An 18,766-nucleotide genomic window follows, 5' to 3' on the forward strand; every position below is an offset into this window, starting at 1 on the left:
CGGTTCAGAAGTTCGGGTCCCATTGGCTGGTGGGTGCGGGCTGCTCGGCGCGGCCTTCGTCGGCGCCCGCGGTACGGCTCCGGTCGCTGGTCCGGTCGCGGCTCCGGTCGCGGTTGCCGGAGGTGGCGGAGCCGCGCCGGAACCGGTCGCGCCATCCGCCACCGGAACCGCCGCCACCACCGGCACCGCGGGGGCGGTTCGGACCCGAGGAGCCCGTACCGTCCGTCCGCCCGGTGCCACCGGTACGGCCCGTGCCGTCGCCGCGCCCCGTGGTGTCCGTACGGCCCGGGCGGCGCCCGTCGCCGCCGATGACGACGAGCTCGAGGGCGTCGAGACCGGCCGGCACCCCCGGGCGCAGGCCGAACTCCCGTCCCCCGTGCGGGCGCAGCAGCAGCTCGCCGCCGCCCGTCCGGCGCAGGCGGTGGGCCGAGGACGCGCCGCGTGCCCGGCGCAGCGCCGGAGCCGCCCCGCGCGCCTCCTCGACCGTGAAGAGGTACTCGCCGCCCGCGCTCTGGTTCCGGCGGACGGTGAGCGAGCTGAGGATGTTTCCGTCACGGAGGAGTTCGAGCCGGACCCCGGTGAGGTCCTTGAGGCGGCGTGCGGCGGCGCGCCGTACGGCCATGACCGCCCCCGCGAGCAGCAGGACCGCCGCCCCGGTCACGACCGCCCACCACCAGCGGTCCCACCAGGTGGGCGGTGCCTCCACCCGTACGTCGAGGAAGGCGGAGTCGAGGGTGCGGTCCGCGTCCCCGGTGTCCAGGACCGCGATCTGGCCGCCCAGTTCGCCCACGGGCGTGCCGTGTCCGACCGCGACCGTGAAGTCGAAGCGGGTGCTCCGGCCAGCCTCCGCGGTGACCGTCGTCCGGGACAGCTCGAGTTCGGAGCCGGCCGCCTGGTCCGTCAGGGCGAGGCGCAGGCTGTGCGGGACGCTGTCGTTGTTGGTGACGTTCAGGGTGGCCCGCACGGTGTCTCCGGAGTGCACCGTCACCCGGTCGACGGTGATCCCGGCCGTGACGGCCGGGGTGCCCTGGGCGGTACGGGCGTGCAGCGGGCGGCGGTCGGAGGTGACCCCGGGAGCCGCCATGTCCGTGACGAGCTCCAGGTCGCCGGTGGCGGTGGCGGGGACGGTCGTCCGGCCCGTGAACCGTACGTCTCCCGCGCGGGCGTCGGGGGCCCGCCCGTCGTCGGAGAGGGCGACGGTGACCGGTGTGAACCCGGCGCCGCTGAGCACGGCCGAGACCTTCACGCCCTCCAGCTGCCTGGGGTCGGTGATGACGACCCCGCGCCGGGTCTGCATCCGCACGGCGACGACGACCTCCTCGCCGGCGCGCGGCGAGGCGGGGTCGAGGACGACCTCGGAGCGCAGCCGGCCCTGCCAGATCGCCCGTACGGCGACCTCGCGGTCCCGGTGGCCCTCCGGCGCCTCGATGTGGACGCGCCAGCGGCCGGGCATCGGGTTCTTGACGCGCAGCGCCTCGACCGGGCCGTCCTGCCCGCTGACCTCGAAGGTGGAGCCGTCGAACTCGCCCTGGGTGGGGACCTTGCGGCCGCTCGGGTCGTAGTACGTCACCCGCACCTTGGGGTCGTGCTTGCCGACCGTGAGCGAGCCGTCGGTGGCGATCGGCGGGATGGTGACGGAGAGGTCGGCCGGCGGTTTGCCGACCGTGCCGTGGGCGATCCGGGCGCAGCGGGCCGCCGCGAACGTCTCCTGCAGCGCCTTGTCGATACCGGCCGCGGTGTCGACCACCCGCATCCGCGGGACGGCCCCGGGCACGTCGGCGCAGCTGCCCCGGTAGCCGCCCTCGGCCATCGTGGTGAGCGCGTCCTTGTCGATCCGGCCGCCGAAGCCCAGCGGCCAGATCTGGACGGAGGCGGCCCGGGCGCGCGCGAGTTCGTCGGCGAGCCGCTTCTCGCCGTTGCTCTGCCGGCTGGCCCTGTCGGGGCCGTACTCGGGGCTGTCGCTCACGTCGAGCTCGCCGTCGGTGAGCAGGAAGACGACCTTGGGCGTGTTCGCACGGCCGTCCTCCGTGAGCCGGGAGACGGCCTGGCGGATCGCCGCGGGGAAGTCGGTGCCGGGGCCTATGCGGGCCGGGTCCCGGCGGGTCAGCTCCGGGACGCAGTCGCTGAGGCGCTGACGGCCGGCCGCGTCGGCGACGGTCAGCGGACACACCTCGCGCACCGGGGACTGGCCCGGCTTCTCGGAGCTGCCGAAGCCGATGACGGCGGCCCGGGAGCGCTCGGATATCTCACCCTGGCTGAGCAGGGCGGCCGCCTCGGTCTCCAGGGCCAGGTCCTTGTCGGCGAGGCTCTTGGACTGGTCGACGACGACGGCGAAGTCGATGGGGTCGGGGCCCTCGGCCGGAGCGGCCGCCGCGTGCCCCGCGGCCGTCGGGCTCCACGGCGCAACCGCGTCCGCCGTGCCCGGGCCCAGCGGGCCGGAGAGCGCGAGCAGCGCCCCGGCGAGGAGCAGGACGCCCCCGGTGTGTCTCCACTGCATGTTCTCTCACCACAGTCCGCTGAAGAGGGCCGGCAGGGCGCCGAGCGCGAGCGTGCAGACGCTGAGCCGCAGCCATCGGTATTTCGCGGCGAGCACGACACCGTGCACGCTCGCCTGTTCGAGGAGCCAGTCGGTGGCGTCACCGCCGGACGCCATGAGCCGGTCGCGGAGCGCTTCCGGGCTCGTCCCCGCCGTCAGTTCGCGCAGCAGGGTCCGGTCGGCACCGACCCGGGTGCGCGGGAGGACCACCGAGACGAGCATCAGGACCCCGGCCGTCCACAGAGTCCCCGCCACGAGCAGCAGGGCGAGGCCCGCGCCGGAGGACGGCAGGGGTCCGCTGTCCCGGGAGAACACCACCGCCAGGAAGGCGAGGGCGCCGGAGAGCAGGATCGCCGCCTTGGTGTCGGCCCGGCCGATGTCCTCGCGGACGGTGGTCAGGAGCCGCTCGGCCATGAACCGGAGGTCGGCGGTGTCGGGGACGGGCGGGGTGCCGGAGGTGGGGGCCGGGATCGGGGTGGGGATCGGGGTGGGGCCTGGTGGAGGGCTCGGGGCCGGGGCGGGGGTCGGTGCGGTCATTCGGTGTCCCAGTCGTCGAAGTCGGAGCTGGGGCGGCGGGACGTTCCACGGTCACGGTCGCCACGGCTCCGGTCGGCGCGGTCACCACGGTCCCGGTCGTCGAACCGCCGGTCGTCGAACCGCCGGTCGTCACGGTCCCGGTCGTCGACGTCCCGTTCCTCGAAGTCCCGGTAGCGGCGGCGGGCGCGGTCGTCGCGGTCGCGTTCCGAGGACGACTGGACGCGGGTCGGCTCGTACACCGGCCGCTCCTCCTCCCGCTCCGCGTCCTCCCGCTCCGAGTCCTCCCGCTCCGAGTCCTCCCACGGGGGTTCGCTCCCGGACTCGCGCGCGTCGTCGTGCCAGGGCGGCAGGACGGGCTCGGGGCGGGCCCTGTCCAGGGCCGCCCTTCCGCGCGCCGGGCCGGGCGGGTTGAGGACGTGGCCGGCGACGCCGCCGAGGACCGTCCCCGTGCTCTCCCGCAGGAACTCCAGTACCTGGTACATCGGTTCGCCGATGTCGTGGCGCTCCAGGACACCGGTGTCGAGGAGGCGGTTGAACACCGCGAGGAAGTCGGCCTGGCCCTCGCGCTTCTCGTGCTGGAGCTCGCGCCTGATGTCCCACTGCTTGTCGGGGTTCATCGCCATGTGGTGCGCGATCTGCGCCAGGTCACCGCGCCGGAACAGCTCTTCGAGGTCACGGGCCCGCTCGGCGACGAGCCGCCGCTCGCCGAGCTCCTTGACCCGCCGCTGCTCGATCTCCCGCTCGTCGACCTGCATGGACACACTGACCCTGTCCCGCTTGCCGATCTCCTCCTTGATGGTGTCGTCGAGGTCGATGAAGACGAGGACACGGGTGCGCAGGCCGAGGTCGCCGCCGAGGCTGAAGCGCCCGGAGCTCAGCTCGTCGCGTACGGCCTCGTCGGCGCGCTGCGCGTCGGTGAGCCGGAACCGGCGGGACACGGCCCGCAGCCCGTCCAGGAGGTCGTCGCGCAGCAGCTCGGCGACGTCCCACACCTGTTGGGTCACGACGAGATGCGGGTCCGCCACCTCCCACAGGACCCGCGCGGCGGCCTTGAAGAACACGCCGTCGCCGGAGGCGGGCAGGCTCAGCTCGAACTCGGTGACATGGCGGCCGGTCCGGACCTCGAAGACGGTGTACGGAGAGCCCAGCATGGGCTTGTTGGTGTCCTCGGTGCGGTCGGGCCACATGACCCGGTGGCCGCCGTTGCGGTAGAGCAGCACGGCCGTGACCCCGCCGCTGGTGCGCTTGTACGGGGGCGGGACCTCGCGGATCAGTGGGCCCGCGCTCTTCTCGCGCTTCTCCCGACCGGACCTCCCCTGATCACCCTTGCCCTGGTCACGCCTCCCCTGGTCGCGCCCCGCCTGTCCTCCCCGGCCCCCTTGCCCGCCGCGGCCGTCCTGTCCTCCCCGCCCGTTCTGTCCGCCGCGCTGCCCCTGTCCGCCGAGGCCGCCGTTCTGGTTCCGGGGGCTGTCCGGGTTGCTCATCGGTCCGCTCCTTCCGCAACGGCGTCCCACATCCGGCCCGCGGCGCGCCTGTCCATCGGCCGGTCACGGTCGCCGACCAGTTCCTTGAGCAGCCCGCGCAGCCGGTCGCGGCCCCTGCGGTCGTCCCCGAGCAGCGGCAGCAGCCGGCAGACGTGGTCGAGCGCCACCTCGTCCTTCGCGGAACGGCGCAGCAGGCTCCCCAGGCCGTCGAGGGCCGCCTCTCCCGAGCGTGCGGTGCTGAGCGTGTGGCGCAGCAGCGCAGCGAGGTGGGGTGCCAGGTCGGGCCGGGTGGCGAGGAGGGCGACGAGCAGCGGCCGGGCGGCGTGCGGTTCCAGCTCGGGCACGTCCCGCAGCCCCCAGAGGTGGGTGGTGCGGAACGTCAGCGTGTTGAGCATGGAGACGAGGACCAGGTTGGCCAGATTGATCCGGCCGTCCCGGAGCCACTCGGCCATCCGCCGGGTGACCGTCTCCGGCTCCCCCGAGGCGAGCAGCCGGACGACGCTGAACGAGGCCGTGCCGATGACGTCCACGTCGGTGGCCTCCCGGCCGCGCACCACGCGAGCGAGGGCGTCGAGCGAGCCCTTGACGGTCCCGGCCGCCAGCACATAGCCGTGGGTGAGCAGGACGGTGTCGCGCCGTTCGTCGTCGTCGTCCGCCCAGTCCTTCAGTACGGCGACGACGGCCGGCTGCACCCGCGGGTTGCGGGCGGCCTCGGCGAGCGCGGTGGCGGCGGCCATCCGCGCTACGGCGGTGTCCATCGCCGCCATCGGGGCGATCAGCTCGCCGAACCCGTGGATCCAGTCCCAGGAGCAGAGGACGCCCGCGGCGATGGAGGCCCGGACCCACACCTCGGGGCGCGGGTCGTGGCAGAGCGTACGGAGCCAGCGGGAGACCGGGCCGCGCACGTTGTGGTAGCCGTGCCAGACCTCGCCGAGGACCGCGGTGGCCAGGGCGTCGCCCTGGAAGCGGATCGCGCGGACCGGGACCTTGGCGGGGCCGAGGTCGAGCTCGCCGTCCTCCAGTACCGAGCGGGCGAGGACCGGACGGCTGTCGGCGTGTGTGCCGAACAGCCGTCGCCCCGGCGGATGTTCGGGGTCGAGGGTGGAGCTGAGCTCCCAGGTGAGGAGCTCGGCGGCCTCGGCGGCGATGCTGTAGGCCGAGCCGTTGAAGACGGCGACGGCGATCCGGAACGCGGTGGCGTTGAGGGCGGGCAGCGCCTCGGGCAGGGTGCCGGGGCGGTCCGCGCCGGCGAACCAGGAGCGTGCCTGCGCGCGGACGAACGCCGAGCAGTCCTCCAGGAGTTCCTCGTCGGTGAGTTCCTCCTTCTGCCGCCGGGCCAGGTGGTCGGCGAGCCGGGCGGCCTCGCGGGGGCGCAGCGCGTCGAGGCCGAGGGCCTTGGTCACGTCGGTGCGCCGGGCGAGCGCCCGCGCGCCGCCGAGTGCGCCCTCGGGCTCGCCCCGCAGGAGGAGCCGCAGGTGGCGGTGGAGGACCTCGTCGGAGGGCGGCGGCGGGCAGTACATGCCGTACCGTCCGCGCAGCAGCCGGTCGGCGAGGTCGCCGCTCTCGACGAGGACGACTCCGTACGCCTCCTGGCCGCGCAGTTGCTCGCTGAAGCGGTCGAGGTGCAGTTCGGAGAGGCGGACGCGGATACGGCGGGCCCGGTCGCGGGGCTCGTCGCGGCCGCGGTGCGGCTCGTGCTCGGCCCGGCCGTCGTCGGAGGGCAGCTCCAGGAGGTGGCCGGACCCCCGTTCCAGCGCCTCGGTGTCGATCTCGTCGACGCGGTGGCGGGGGTCGAGGCGGTTGACATTGTGGCCGGTGAGTTCCGAGAGGAGGGCGAGAGCGGTGGCCTTGCGGCCGCTGCCGGATTCGCCGCAGAGGACCAGGAGGCGGTTTGCGCGCAGGAGGTCCCTCATCCGCGCGTAGCCGGGGACTTCGCAGTACACCTCGTCGAGGTGCTGGAGGGTCTCCTGCGGAACGGCTCCCTGGACCAGCTCGGACCTGGTGCCCGACCAGAACTGGTTGATCCACTGGTTGCCCTCGAAGATCTGGCCGTCGCCACCGATCTCGTAGGTGCGGCCCGCGGGCTGGCGTGCGAGGGTGCGCAGGGCGGCGCGCGCGGTGCCGGCCCCTCCGGTGCCGCCCCGGCCGTCGAGGGGGCTGCGGCCCGCCCGGTCGAACGGGTTGGGCGGTGCCTCGGGCGGCTGCTCGCCGGCCCCGTCGCCGCGGTCGGAGCCTGCCCGGTCGGATCCCCCTCGGTCCGAACCGGCCCGGTCGGAGCCCGCCCGGTCGGAGCCCGCCCGGTCGGAGCCGGGCCGGTCCGCGTCCGGCCTGTCGCCACCTCCGGCCGATGGTCCGTCGTCCCGGGAGCCGTCCTGCGCGGCGGCGTCGTCGCTCATGCGTCCCCCTCGTTCCGGGAGGCGGAGCGGTCGTTGCGGGTGCCGGTGAAGCCGCCGTGGATCGTGTTGCCCTCGAACACGTTGAGGTCACGGCCCGCGTTGTAGCGCCGGCTTTCGATGGGCGGTGGGCCGTCCCCCCGCGTCGGCCCACCGCCCGTCCGTGGATCCCCCGGGCCGGGGCCGGGCAGCGGCGGCGCCGGCCTGCGGGGGATGTGGAACCAGGCGGTCTCGTCGGTCTCCTTGGAGCGCACCCGGGCCTGCCGGTAGTGCGCAGGTTCGACGTATCGGCCGCCCTCGACGACCACGTTGGTGTAGAGCCAGTCCGAGACGACGACCAGCAGATCGGCGTCGGGCGCGTCGGTCATGATCTGCTTGGCCGTGGGGCTGTCGCAGAGCCGGCAGGCGAGGTCCACCGCCCGTCCGACCAGTCCGTGACCGTCCTCGAGGACCAGGCCCGCGTTGATGCCGACCCGGATCCGCAGCCGGTCGCGGCGCCCCGCGTTGTGCTCGCGCAGGCTCTCGTACAGGGTGTCGATCCAGCGTCCGACGACGAACGTCGGCGGTACGTCGGGGCGCAGCGCCCCGAGGATGCCGTCGCCGCGGTCCTCCTGGTGGACGGCGCCGGGTTCGACGCCGATGGCGGCGTACGCCTCGCCGAAGGCCCCGTACATGGCGGAACGCATCAGCTTCTTCGCGTCCATGCCCAAGGTGCCGGATCCGACGGCGTCGCCGAAGACGACCAGCCGGTGGATCGCTCCCGCGCTCGCTCCCGCACTGCTCACTGGGACTCCCTGTGTGTGCCGTGGTGCCGTGGTGACGGGTCAAGCCTGGCCGCGTGCGGCGGCCGGCGATGTAGTCGTTTACACACCCGGCGGAGGTTTCTCCGCCGTTTTCGTGTGGGGTGATCGGCCCTGCGCCAGCAGAAGCAGGACGGGCATGTCGATGACGACGACCCGGCGGTTCGCCGTACGGACGACGTCCTGTTCCCGCAGCAGCCGGAGCGCCTTGGCCACCGCCTCACGGGTGGCCCCTATGGCCGCCGCCAGATCGTGCTGCGGCAGCGGGAGTTCGAGTACGGTCCCGGCGTCGGCGTGCCGCCCCGCCCGCTCGGCCAGTTCGACGAGACGGGCGGCGAGCCGTTGGAGCACCGTCTCGGAGGCGAGGGAGCGGCGCTCGACGTCGGAGCTGCGCAGCCGGGCCGAGAGCTGGCGCATGATCAGCGCGGTGGCGTGCGGGTGGGTGGCGAGGAAATGGCGGAAGCGGTCGCCGGACACGGCCACGGCCTCGACGCGGCCCAGCGCCGTGACGGTGGCGCTGCGGGGCCGCATGTCGACCGCGGCGAGATCGCCGACGACCTCGCCGGCGCCACGCAGGGCGAGGATGAGGCGGGTGCCGCGCTCGGTCTCCACGGAGACGACGGACCAGCCCACCGTCAGCGCGAGGACGTACGCGGAGGTGTCCCGCTCCCGGATCATCACCTCACCGGGTTCGTAGGCGCGGGGTGTCCCCTCGGCGAGGAGCTCACGGCGGTCCCGCTCGGGCAGGGCGTGGAGGAAGGACCGATCCTGGCCGAAAAGGCCCACCGTCACTCACCCCCGCCCTTCGCCCGCGCGGCCGCCCGCGCGGCCGTACGGGCCACGGGGCGAACCGCGCCCGCCTGCGCTCTCGTGTGTGTTGGACCCACCTCAAGTGACGCACGCAGTCACTCTGTTGACACTGCGTCACGTCGTGGGGTGAAGAACGCTAGGGGCTGGCGAAGAGGCCCGTCAACGAGCATGAGGGGCGCAGGGGAGCGTAGCTATCCAGCCCCCTGCGCCCCCCGTGGAAACACGGTCAGAGACGCGGATCCACCGGCTCGGACTCCAGTGCGAGCACTGCGAAGACGGCCTCGTGCACCCGCCAGAGCGGCTCGCCCTCCGCGAGCCGGTCCAGCGCTTCCAAGCCAAGCGCGTACTCGCGCAGGGCGAGCGAACGCTTGTGCCCGAGGAAGCGGTTCCGCAGGCGCTCCAGGTTCTCCGGGCGGGTGTACTCGGGGCCGTAGATGATCCGCAGGTACTCGCGTCCGCGGACCTTCACGCCCGGCTGGACGAGCCGGCCGCCCGCGCCGCGTACCAACGAGGCGAGCGGCTTGACGACCATGCCTTCGCCGCCGGCCGTCGTCATCTCCAGCCACCAGTCGACACCGGCCCGTACCGACGCCTCGTCGCCCGTGTCGACCACGAGCCGCCGCGTGACCTGGAGCAGACCGGTCGGGTCGGAGTCGGTCATCCGGTCGAGCCACCCGAGCTGCTCGTCGTGCGGCACGGCCGCGAGCGAGCGCCCGCGCGCGGCGAGGATCTGGAACGGCGCGAAGCGCACGCCCTCGAGACCCTGCGTCGGCCAGCAGTACCGGCGGTACGCCTCGGTGAACGCCTCGGCGTCCGACGCCCGTTCGCGCTGCTTGGCGAGGAGCGCGTCCACCCCGCTCACGCCCCGCGCCACCGCCTGCTCCAGTGCGCCGAGCGCGCCGGGGAAGACGGCGTGGGAGGCCGCGCCGACCGCCGCGTACTGCGAGCGCAGCAGCCCGGCCGACTTCAGCGACCACGGCATCAGTTCGCCGTCGAGCAGCAGCCAGTCACCCGTGCCGGAGGCGCTGTCGGACGCTGCGAGCTCGTCCCAGAGCCCGGCGGCGGTGACCGCCGAACGCAGCCGTGCCAGGACCTGCTCGGTGACCTCCGGGTCGTCGAAGAAGGGCCGTCCGGTACGGGTGTACAGGGCGCCGGTCACTCCGGTGACCCCGAACCGCTCGCGCGCCGTGTCCTCGTCCCGGCAGACCAGGGCGACGGCCCGCGAGCCCATGTGCTTCTCCTCGCACACGACCCGCTCGACACCGTCCGCCCGGTACTGCGCGAAGGCCTCGGCCGGGTGCTCCAGGAAGCCGTCCTCCTTGGAGGTGGCCGTGGGCGCCATGGTCGGCGGCAGGTAGGCGAGCAGTCGGGGGTCGACCGCGAAGCGGCTCATGACCTCCAGGGCCGCCGCCGCGTTCTCCTCCCGTACGGAGACGTTGCCCATCTGCCGGGTCTCCACGATCCGGCGTCCGTGCACGTCGGCGAGGTCGAGCGGGCGCCCCTCGTGGCCGCCGGGCGCCTCGGTCGCGAGCGGCCGGGCCGGCTCGTACCAGACCTTCTCCGCCGGTACGTCGACGAGTTCACGCTCCGGCCAGCGCAGCGCGGTCATCCTGCCACCGAAGACGGCGCCGGTGTCCAGGCAGATCGTGTTGTTGACCCACGAGGTGTTCGGGACGGGCGTGTGACCGTAGACGACGGTGGCCCGGCCGCGGTACTCCTCGGCCCACGGGTAGCGCACCGGCAGGCCGAACTCGTCGGTCTCGCCCGTCGTGTCCCCGTACAGGGCGTGCGAGCGCACCCGGCCGGAGGTCCGGCCGTGGTACTTCTCCGGCAGACCGGCGTGGCAGACGACGAGCTTGCCCTCGTCGAGGACGTAGTGGCTGACGAGCCCGTCGATGAACGCGCCCACCTCGGCGCGGAACTCCTCGGTCTCCTGCCCCAGCTGCTCGATGGTCTCGGCGAGGCCGTGGGTCTCCTGGACCTTGCGGCCCTTGAGCCAGCGGCCGAGCTTGTTCTCGTGGTTCCCGGGCACGCAGAGCGCGTCCCCGGCCGCGACCATCCCCATCACCCGGCGCAGGACGCCGGGGCTGTCGGGTCCGCGGTCGACGAGGTCGCCGACGAAGACGGCCGTGCGCCCCTCGGGGTGGTGTCCGTCGACGTAACCGAGCCGGCCGAGCAGCGTCTCCAGCTCGGAGCGGCAGCCGTGGATGTCACCGATGATGTCGAAGGGGCCGGTGAGGTGGCGCAGGTCGTTGAACCGCTTCTCCAGGACGACCTCGGCCGCCTCCACCTCCTCGACACTGCGCAGGACGTGCACCTTGCGGAAGCCCTCGCGCTCCAGTCCGCGCAGTGAGCGGCGCAGCTCGCGGCGGTGGCGCTGGATCACGTGGCGCGGCATGTCCGCCCGGTCGGGGCGGGCCGCGTTCCGTGCCTGGCAGACCTCCTCGGGGAGGTCGAGGACGATCGCGACCGGCAGCACGTCGTACTGCCGGGCCAGCTGCACCAGCTGTCGCCGGGCCTCCTGCTGGACGTTGGTGGCGTCGACGACGGTCAGCCGTCCCGCCTCCAGGCGCTTGCCCGCGATGTAGTGCAGGACGTCGAAGGCGTCCTTGCTGGCGCTCTGGTCGTTCTCGTCGTCGGCGACCAGACCACGGCAGAAGTCGGAGGAGATGACCTCGGTGGGCTTGAAGTGGCGTCGCGCGAAGGTGGACTTGCCGGAGCCGCTCGCACCGATCAGGACCACGAGGGACAGGTCGGTGACGGGCAGCCTGCGGCTGCCGGTGGTGGCGGTGGTCTCGGTGGTCATGCCTGCTCCTCCTTCGGGACGGTCGCGGTGGTGGGGACGGTCGCGGTGGCCGGGGTGGTGTCGGTGGTCGGGGTGTCGGTGTTCTGGGTGGTGTCGGTGTTCTGGGTGAAGACGGCCATCTGCGTGGGCGGGCCGACCTCGGGGTCGTCCGGGCCGACGGGCGTGAACTCGACGCCGTATCCGTACTGTCCGGCGACGCGCGCCGCCCACGTACGGAACTCCTCGCGGGTCCACTCGAAGCGGTGGTCACCGTGCCGGACGTGCCCGGCCGGGAGGGACTCCCAGCGGACGTTGTACTCGACGTTCGGGGTGGTCACGAGGACCGTGCGGGGGCGCGCCGAGCCGAACACGGCGTATTCGAGCGCGGGCAGCCGCGGCAGGTCGAGGTGCTCGATGACCTCGCTCAGGACCGCCGCGTCGTAGCCGGTCAGACGCTTGTCGGTGTACGCGAGCGAGCCCTGGATCAGCTTCACGCGGCCGGCCTGGCGCTCGCCGAGCCGCTCCAGGCGCAGCCGTCGCCCGGCGATGGTCAGCGCCCGTACGGACACGTCGACACCGACGATGTCGGTGAAGCGCACGTCCTTGAGCAGCGCCTGGACCAACTGACCCTGTCCGCAGCCGAGATCGAGCACGCGGCTCGCGTCGGCGGCGCGCAGTGCGGCGAGGATGGCCTCGCGACGCTGCTCGGCGAGCGGCACCGGCTTCTCCTCCGTGTCGGTCGTCTCGTCGACCGCGTTGTCGACGTCCTCGACGTCCAGACCGTCGGACTCGGCGAGACGCACCAGCTCCAGGCGCTCCATGGCATCGCGGGTCAGGCCCCAGCGGCGGGAGAGGTAGCGGCTGGTGATGAGCTTCTGCTCGGGGTGCTCGGCGAGCCAGCCGTCACCGGCGCGCAGCAGCTTGTCGACCTCGTCGGGCGCGACCCAGTAGTGCTTGGCGTCGTCGAGGACGGGCAGCAGGACGTACAGCTGGTTGAGCGCGTCGGCGAGCCGCAGCTCCCCTTCGAGGACGAGCCGTACGTAGCGCGAGTCACCCCACTCCGGGAAGGAGGTGTCCAGCGCCACCGGCTCGGCGTCGACCGTGTCCCAGCCCAGCGGTCCGAACAGCTTGCGGACCAGCTCGGCACCGCCGCGCGCCGGGAGCGCGGGGACCTCGATGCGCAGCGGCAGAGGCGCGGCGGCGCGCTCGGGCATCGCCTTGCAGGCGCCGCGCAGGGCGCTCTTGAAGACGGTGGAGAGTGCGACGGCGAGCAGCGAGGACGCGGCGTAAGGCCGGTCGTTCACGTACTGCGCGAGCGCGGAGTCGGGGGCGCCGCCCCTGCCCTTGCCCTTGCCGCGCCGCACCAGACCGATGGGGTCCACCTCGAGGAGGAGCGCGGCCGTGCACCGCTCGGCGGTCGCCTCGGGATAGAGGACGTGCGCCGTGCCGTGCGAGGTCGAGAACGTCTGCGCGTTGTCGGGATGCTTGTGCAGCAGAAAGCCCAGGTCGGTCGCGGGACGTTCGGGGGTGCCGGTGGTGCTGATCGTCAGGAACACACGTCCGAGTATGGTCCGGGATCCCCGCGCCGACCAGGCATTTTAGGGAGTCGCCGCCGCTGCGCACCGACGGCGTTCCCGTCCGGTTCGGCAGCCGGCGGGCGTGGCGGGCGTCAGGACGCCGGTGAGACGGCGGCGGCGTGGCTGCTCAGGGCGCGGGCGACACGGCGGCGGCCAGCGCGGCGATCCGGTCGGGGCCCACCCGGCAGCAGCCGCCGAGCAGCCTCGCCCCGGCCACCGGCCAGTCCCGCATCCGCTCCGGATCGAAGGCCCCGGCGCCGCGCCAGGCCCGGGCGTCCGCGTCCCACTCCTCGCCGCTGTTGGGGTAGACGACGACCGGCTTTCCGGTGGCCGTCGCCGCGATCTCCACGGCCCGCGCGGCGTCGTCCGGTTCGCAGCAGTTGACTCCGACCGCGATCACCTGGCCGTTCCCCACCGCGAGCCCGAACGCGTCCGTCAGCTCCTGCCCGGCGCGCGTCCGCTCGCCCTCGATCGTGTACGAGAGCCAGACCGGCACCCCGCACCCCTCGGCCGCCCGCAGCAGCGCCTCGGCCTCGACGGCGTCCGGCACCGTCTCCAGCGCCAGTACGTCCGGACCGGCCGCCGCGAGCGCCTCGATCCGGGGCCGGTGGAACCGCTCCAGCTCGCGCACGCTGAGCCCGTACCGCCCCCGGTACTCACTGCCGTCGGCGAGCATCGCCCCGTACGGTCCGACCGACCCGGCGACCCAGACCGGCTCCGCGGCACCCTCGCCCGCCGCCCTCGCCAGCTCCACGCTCCGCGCGAGCAGCAGCGCCGCCTCGGCCCGTCCGGCCCCGCGCCGCGCGAAGCCCTCGAAGGTGGCCTGGTAGCTCCCGGTGATCAGCACCCGGGCCCCCGCCCGCACGTACGCCGTGTGCGCCGCCTCGATCTGCTCGGGCCCGTCGACGAGCAGCCGCGCCGACCACAGCTCGTCCCGCAGATCGCACCCCTGCGCCTCCAACTGGTTGGAGAGCCCGCCATCGAGGACGAGCACCTCGTCGACAAGCGCCTCGGCAAGCGTACGGACGGGCCTCATCGGCACGCCTCCGTTTCGGTCGAGCGGGACCGGACCTGGCCGGAGATCAACTCCAGGTGGTCCAGGATCGGCGACAGCGAGGCAAGCGGCAACAGATGCCGGGACGCGCGCCGAGACGGAGAGGCGAGCGACTCCCCGCCGGGCCCCGCTCTTTCCAGGAACACCCCACGCTTCAACTCCTTTCCCTTGCAGCGGCATTGGCCCGCCGGTAGAGTTTCCACGTTGTTCCTCTGCCCACTTGGAGGTCTTGTGTCCGGTTCGCACTCCGCGCACCTACAGCCGACCGGCTGTGGGGGAGCTCCCTAGCTCCCGCGCGACGCGCTGGCAGACGCCCTCGCCCAGGCGAGGTGTGTCCGGATCCAGCGTGCCTGCGAACACACAACGGAGGAACACAGTGACCACCAACCAGCAGCATGTCTGCGCCCACCCTGGTCGTGACCTGACGATCGTCGCCCTGTGCGCCGCTCTCGCTTCGCTCGTTGCCGTCATCGTCGTCATGGCCTTCGAGGGTTCCCCGCTCGACGCCTTCAAGGCCGGCGGCGGCGTGCTCCTGGCCGTCTTCGTCGGCGGCCTGGCCGTGCTCCAGTATCTGAAGCGCACCAACTAGCGACGCCTGAAGGGGCGGCCTCCTCGGGGCCGCCCCTCGGACCCGTGGTTCATCTTGGTCCCCGACTTGCAGCCGGGCATGATTGCCGTATGGATCTTCGCGTCTTCACAGAACCACAGCAGGGTGCGACCTACGAGACGCTGCTCCGCGTCGCCAAGGCCGCCGAAGACCTCGATTACGGAGCCTTCTTCCGCTCCGACCATTACTTGCACATGGGGTCCGTCGATGGACTCCCGGGGCCTACGGACGCCTGGATCACACTCGCGGGACTGGCGCGGGAGACCACACGGATCCGGCTCGGCACGCTGATGACCGCGGGCACCTTCCGCCTCCCCGGAGTCCTGGCCATCCAAGTGGCCCAGGTGGACCAGATGTCGGGCGGACGTGTCGAGCTGGGTCTCGGCTCCGGGTGGTACGAGGACGAGCACAAGGCGTACGGCATCCCGTTCCCGAAGGAGAAGTTCGGCCGGCTGGAGGAGCAGCTCGCCGTCGTCACGGGGCTCTGGAGCACCCCCGTGGGAGAGCGCTTCGACTTCGGCGGGAAGTTCTATCAGCTCCAGGAATCCCCCGCGCTCCCCAAGCCTGCACAGGCCAAGGTCCCCATCCTCGTCGGTGGCCACGGCGCGAAGCGGACGCCGGCCCTCGCCGCGCAGTATGCCGACGAGTTCAACATCCCCTTTGCCTCTGTCTCGGATACCGATACGCAGTTCAAGCGTGTGCGCGAGGCCGCCGAGCAGCGCGGCCGGAAGGCCGACGACCTCGTCTACTCCAACGCCCTCGTCGTGTGCGTCGGAAAGACGGACGCCGAGGTCAAACGCCGTGCCGGCGTCATCGGCCGTGATGTGGACGAGCTGAAGGCCAACGGGCTTGCCGGGTCCCCGGCGGAAGTCGTCGAGAAGCTGGGGCGCTATCAGGCCGTGGGCTCACAGCGCGTCTATCTCCAGCTCCTCGACCTCGACGACCTGGACCACCTGGAGCTGATCTCCTCGGACGTCATGCCGCACGTCGCCTAGACCGCCGGGCGGTCGTAAGCGGCCGTCAAGCTCTTCGTCAGCCCCACGGGCGGCGCGGCTCGGTCGGGTGAATATCCGGTCCTCCGCCGGGGCGCGGACCGGTGGGCCAGTGACCGGGGACCGGCATCGTCGTTGGCTCGGGCGGAGCCGGACCGCCCGGCCCGCGTGCCGGCGGCCGCTGCCGGTGCGTCGTTCTCACGTGTGGCCCTCCCCCATGGGAAGGGTCTGGGCCGAGGAGGCCGCCATGTCCCAGGAAGCCGCGCCCGAAAGGGCGCTGCCCGAGCAGCCGGTACAGCAGTCCGTGCCCGAACAGAAGGGCTCCGGCGCGCCCCAGGGCCTGCTGCAGCAGATGGAGGAGCTGATGGCGGCGCTCAACGCCGACCTGTCGCGGCTCGGCGCCGACCTGCAGTCCTCCGCGGACCGCCAGGAGCCCCCGGCCGGGGACGCACCCCGCGCGGACTGACAGCGCCCCGGCCGCCCTCCGGAATTCTCCCTGACGGCCGCGGTCTTCCCCACGGCCGCTCCCGCGGGCGCCGTTCATCGCGGCGCCGCCGGGCCCGCCCGGCCCCGGGCGGCATCGGGCGGCCGGTCCCGCTCCCGGATCGCGAGTCGGCGCAGCATCCCACGCACCCGGTCGTTCGACTCGTCGGCGGCGTCGATGGCCTCGATGCACTGCCAGTACAACCCCTCCTCGTCGGTCGCGCAGGCCACCCCGACCAGGGCGATGCCCACTTCTCCCAGGAGCGCGCCGAGGGCGGTCAACGCCACGCGCGCGTTGGCCACTTCGGTCAGTTGGGCGGCTCTCGGTCCGCCCGTCCCCAGCACCGGGTGGTCGGTCACCCCGCGCCCGCCGCCGATCTCGCTCAGCCCGCGCGCCTCGCTCCGCAGCTCCTGCGGTCCGCAGAGCGCGAGATGACTCCCTATCGCCTGCGCGAGGGCCTGGGCCTGCCAGGCCTCCGCCACGATGTCCAGCGCCGTCCGGCTCTCCGCCAGCGCGTTCCGGCCCGTCGCGATCAGTCGCTCCGCATCCATGTACGCCGCCCCCGTTCGTACGACTTACTGCCCACTGAATCCATTACCCAGAGTGAAGGCGCCTGAGCCCAAACGCCAGAGGAATTCGGAAATCTGTGGACAGGAAGCTCGATGGGGAGAAGTCGATCACTCCGAAGAGTGACGATCACCGTTTTCAGTGGCGTTTGCGTCCCCTCCCGGGGGCCGCACGGCGGGGTAGCGGAGTTCGTTCCTGTCGATCTTCGCCGACAGCGCGGCGAGCGGGTCGACGCCCAGCACCTCGCAGAACTGGAGCAGATAGGCCAGCACGTCGGCGACCTCGTCCTCCACCCGGTGCGCGCTGCCCGGGTCGTCCATCACCCGGTCCGCCTGCTCCGGCGTCAACCACTGGAAGATCTCCAGGAGTTCGGCTGCCTCGACGCTGAGCGCCGCCGCCAGGTTCTTCGGCGTGTGATACGGCTGCCACGCCCGCGCCGCCGCGAACTCGGCCAGCCTGCGCTGCAATCCCGCTACGTCCAATTCACTCACGCCCCAGGTCTACCACCGACACCCCCGGTGTCTCGCGTGCGTATCCCGCGGCCGCCTCCCCCACCGCGCCCACGAGCCGGATGTGCCCGTCGGCACAGATGCCGGCGGCGAGGCCGAGGAGCGCGCGCAGCTGGGGTCCGTCCAGACACCCGTCGAGGCCGTCGGCGAGCACGGTCAGCGTCCGCATGGCGGCGGGCACTTCGGCGAGCTGGTCCATGGCCAGCACACCGGGTCCGGTGAGCAGGACGAGGGAGAGGGCGAGATAGCGCAGCTCGCCGTCGCCGAGCCGGCCGAGCGGCGTCACGACCGGCACGCTGCGCGGTGCCGGAATCGCGCCCCGGATCGCCGCACCACTCACCCCAGCGCTCGCCACACCGCTCGCCCCACTGCTCACCCCACCGCCCGCCCCGGCGCTCACGAGACCGCTCACGACGCTCCCGGACCGCCCCGACGAGATCCCTGCGGCCCCGGCCCCCGCCGACCTGGCCGCGCCTCTCGGGTCACGCTCCAGGAACGCCCGTACCGTCGTGTCCGGCAGCTCCTCCACCCGCAGCCCGGTCACGACGCCCGCACAGCCGGCGTCCGCCACGGCCGCGAGCCGCGCATGGCGGCGCGCGCACTCGGTGGAGGTGCGGTGCAGCACCTCCGCCAGGTTGTCGCAGCCGCGCCGCAGCCGTCCCTCGCCCATCGGCACGGGAGCCCGCATCCGCCGCGGCTGCGGGTCGCACGGGAAGACCGAGCGCAGCGCGACGACCACCTGCTCGGCGGCTGCCAGCACCTCCAACTGCCCCTTCGTCTTCCCGGCCACGCGCAACGGCAGCAGGGCGGTGCCGAGCAGACCGTCGGGGAACGGCGCCCGGGTGACGGGGGTGGTGCCCGCGGTGTGCCACTCGGCCTGGACGGTGCTGCGGCCGGGGTCGCGGAGTGCGGTGGTGAGCAGCGTACGGCCGCGGCAGGTGAGCCGTTCGCCGACGATACGGAGGGAGGGTTCGACCTGGACCGCGAGGTCGAGGCGGACCGGCCCGGCCGGGCCGTCGACGGTGCAGCCGATCCGGAAGCCCCGCCGTCCCTGGGCGTCGGGCCGGGCGCGCTCGGGCACGCAGGCATCGGCGTCGGGGAAGGCCACGGCCAGGTCCTCGCCCGCGCCGAGCCGGGCCAACGCCTCGTACGCCCGTAGGGTGGTGGACTTTCCGCTGCCGCTGGCCCCGGTGAAGAGCGTCACGGGGCCGAGCGGGTGGACGGCGGCGCGGTGCCCGGCGAAGGCGGAGAGCCGGAGCTCGGTGACGGCGGGCCGGGCGAGGCCGGCCGGTCGTGCGGCACCGGCGGTTCGGGCGGGGCGGTCGAGCCGGGCGGGGCCGACCGTTCCTCCACCGGACCGGGCGGGCCGGCGCGCGGAGCCGTCCGTGAGCTGCCGCGGTACCTCGCCGCGCGTGGAGCCGCCGAAGGGCGGCTCGCCACCCGCCGGAGCGTTCTCGGTCGGATCGCCACCCGCCCGGCCCGTCGTTCCGCCCCCGCGTAAGGGCGCCCTGACCTGGCCCCGTGCCGGGGTCGTACAGGCGAGGGAGGCGGAGGGAGAGGGGACGGAATCAGGCGTGCGGTCGGGCGTGGGGCCGCCGGTGGAGTCCATGATCGGACCGTACGCAGGCCCG

15 protein-coding genes are annotated in these 18,766 nt (G+C 73.4%); 3 read left to right on the plus strand and 12 right to left on the minus strand.

The features are described 5' to 3' along the window. Positions 1-4: 4 nt before the first annotated feature. The 9 genes from ACZ3OF_RS28465 to mmuM form a co-directional block, all read right to left on the minus strand. Complete coding sequence (locus ACZ3OF_RS28465; RefSeq protein ID WP_467307583.1) at positions 5-2,497, minus strand: VWA domain-containing protein; 2,493 nt, start codon at positions 2,495-2,497, stop codon at positions 5-7. Positions 2,498-2,503: 6 nt separating this feature from the next. After that, positions 2,504-3,073: a Pycsar system effector family protein gene (locus ACZ3OF_RS28470; protein WP_467307585.1), complete on the minus strand. Its 570-nt coding sequence runs from the start codon at positions 3,071-3,073 to the stop codon at positions 2,504-2,506. Continuing rightward, positions 3,070-4,557 (minus strand): hypothetical protein, encoded by a 1,488-nt coding sequence (locus ACZ3OF_RS28475; protein ID WP_361674628.1) that lies wholly within the window; start codon positions 4,555-4,557, stop codon positions 3,070-3,072. Before ACZ3OF_RS28475 ends, ACZ3OF_RS28470 begins: the two co-directional genes overlap by 4 nt. After that, entirely contained in the window at positions 4,554-6,953 is a 2,400-nt protein-coding gene (locus tag ACZ3OF_RS28480) for a hypothetical protein (RefSeq protein ID WP_467307587.1), read from the minus strand. The genes ACZ3OF_RS28475 and ACZ3OF_RS28480 overlap by 4 nt, the downstream gene beginning before the upstream one ends. Then, the gene (locus ACZ3OF_RS28485; protein ID WP_361674632.1) at positions 6,950-7,735 is read right to left on the minus strand and encodes a hypothetical protein; all 786 of its coding nucleotides are present in this window, start codon (positions 7,733-7,735) and stop codon (positions 6,950-6,952) included. Before ACZ3OF_RS28485 ends, ACZ3OF_RS28480 begins: the two co-directional genes overlap by 4 nt. A gap of 78 nt (positions 7,736-7,813) precedes the next feature. Continuing rightward, positions 7,814-8,536, minus strand: coding sequence for a Crp/Fnr family transcriptional regulator (locus tag ACZ3OF_RS28490; protein WP_467307654.1), 723 nt, complete (start codon positions 8,534-8,536; stop codon positions 7,814-7,816). Positions 8,537-8,786: 250 nt separating this feature from the next. Next, positions 8,787-11,366 carry a polynucleotide kinase-phosphatase gene (locus ACZ3OF_RS28495; RefSeq protein ID WP_467307588.1) on the minus strand — a complete coding sequence of 860 codons (2,580 nt, stop codon included), beginning with the start codon at positions 11,364-11,366 and terminating at the stop codon, positions 8,787-8,789. Next, on the minus strand, positions 11,363-12,901 hold the full coding sequence (locus ACZ3OF_RS28500) for a 3' terminal RNA ribose 2'-O-methyltransferase Hen1 (RefSeq protein WP_361674636.1): 1,539 nt from the start codon (positions 12,899-12,901) through the stop codon (positions 11,363-11,365). The genes ACZ3OF_RS28495 and ACZ3OF_RS28500 overlap by 4 nt, the downstream gene beginning before the upstream one ends. 148 nt (positions 12,902-13,049) lie before the next feature. Further along, on the minus strand, positions 13,050-13,958 hold the full coding sequence (mmuM, locus tag ACZ3OF_RS28505) for a homocysteine S-methyltransferase (protein ID WP_361674638.1): 909 nt from the start codon (positions 13,956-13,958) through the stop codon (positions 13,050-13,052). Between the two features lie 394 nt (positions 13,959-14,352). Between mmuM and ACZ3OF_RS28510 the strand changes: the two genes are divergently transcribed. The 3 genes from ACZ3OF_RS28510 to ACZ3OF_RS28520 all read left to right on the plus strand — a co-directional run bounded on the left by ACZ3OF_RS28510 (position 14,353) and on the right by ACZ3OF_RS28520 (position 16,041). Continuing rightward, entirely contained in the window at positions 14,353-14,565 is a 213-nt protein-coding gene (locus ACZ3OF_RS28510) for a hypothetical protein (protein ID WP_361674640.1), read from the plus strand. Between the two features lie 89 nt (positions 14,566-14,654). Beyond that, on the plus strand, positions 14,655-15,578 hold the full coding sequence (locus ACZ3OF_RS28515) for an LLM class F420-dependent oxidoreductase (protein WP_467307590.1): 924 nt from the start codon (positions 14,655-14,657) through the stop codon (positions 15,576-15,578). 244 nt (positions 15,579-15,822) lie between these two features. Further along, positions 15,823-16,041, plus strand: a complete 219-nt coding sequence (locus ACZ3OF_RS28520; RefSeq protein ID WP_361674644.1) for a hypothetical protein — start codon at positions 15,823-15,825, stop codon at positions 16,039-16,041. Positions 16,042-16,115: 74 nt separating this feature from the next. Here ACZ3OF_RS28520 and ACZ3OF_RS28525 read toward each other — a convergent pair whose 3' ends face one another. The 3 genes from ACZ3OF_RS28525 to ACZ3OF_RS28535 all read right to left on the minus strand — a co-directional run bounded on the left by ACZ3OF_RS28525 (position 16,116) and on the right by ACZ3OF_RS28535 (position 18,744). Continuing rightward, the gene (locus ACZ3OF_RS28525) at positions 16,116-16,610 is read right to left on the minus strand and encodes a DUF6099 family protein (RefSeq protein WP_361674646.1); all 495 of its coding nucleotides are present in this window, start codon (positions 16,608-16,610) and stop codon (positions 16,116-16,118) included. A 126-nt stretch (positions 16,611-16,736) separates the two neighbouring features. Then, positions 16,737-17,117: a nucleotide pyrophosphohydrolase gene (locus ACZ3OF_RS28530; protein ID WP_467307591.1), complete on the minus strand. Its 381-nt coding sequence runs from the start codon at positions 17,115-17,117 to the stop codon at positions 16,737-16,739. Beyond that, positions 17,110-18,744 carry an AAA family ATPase gene (locus tag ACZ3OF_RS28535; RefSeq protein ID WP_467307592.1) on the minus strand — a complete coding sequence of 545 codons (1,635 nt, stop codon included), beginning with the start codon at positions 18,742-18,744 and terminating at the stop codon, positions 17,110-17,112. The genes ACZ3OF_RS28530 and ACZ3OF_RS28535 overlap by 8 nt, the downstream gene beginning before the upstream one ends. Positions 18,745-18,766: the final 22 nt, after the last annotated feature.

Source organism: Streptomyces sp. NPDC022552 (genome assembly GCF_055561875.1).

Coding starts and splice junctions, on each gene's coding strand:
- ACZ3OF_RS28465 (WP_467307583.1), bottom strand. CDS start 2,497: ATGCAGTGGAGACACACCGGGGGCGTCCTGCTCCTCGCCGGGGCGCTG.
- ACZ3OF_RS28470 (WP_467307585.1), bottom strand. CDS start 3,073: ATGACCGCACCGACCCCCGCCCCGGCCCCGAGCCCTCCACCAGGCCCC.
- ACZ3OF_RS28475 (WP_361674628.1), bottom strand. CDS start 4,557: ATGAGCAACCCGGACAGCCCCCGGAACCAGAACGGCGGCCTCGGCGGA.
- ACZ3OF_RS28480 (WP_467307587.1), bottom strand. CDS start 6,953: ATGAGCGACGACGCCGCCGCGCAGGACGGCTCCCGGGACGACGGACCA.
- ACZ3OF_RS28495 (WP_467307588.1), bottom strand. CDS start 11,366: ATGACCACCGAGACCACCGCCACCACCGGCAGCCGCAGGCTGCCCGTC.
- mmuM (WP_361674638.1), bottom strand. CDS start 13,958: ATGAGGCCCGTCCGTACGCTTGCCGAGGCGCTTGTCGACGAGGTGCTC.
- ACZ3OF_RS28515 (WP_467307590.1), top strand. CDS start 14,655: ATGGATCTTCGCGTCTTCACAGAACCACAGCAGGGTGCGACCTACGAG.
- ACZ3OF_RS28520 (WP_361674644.1), top strand. CDS start 15,823: ATGTCCCAGGAAGCCGCGCCCGAAAGGGCGCTGCCCGAGCAGCCGGTA.
- ACZ3OF_RS28525 (WP_361674646.1), bottom strand. CDS start 16,610: ATGGATGCGGAGCGACTGATCGCGACGGGCCGGAACGCGCTGGCGGAG.
- ACZ3OF_RS28535 (WP_467307592.1), bottom strand. CDS start 18,744: ATGGACTCCACCGGCGGCCCCACGCCCGACCGCACGCCTGATTCCGTC.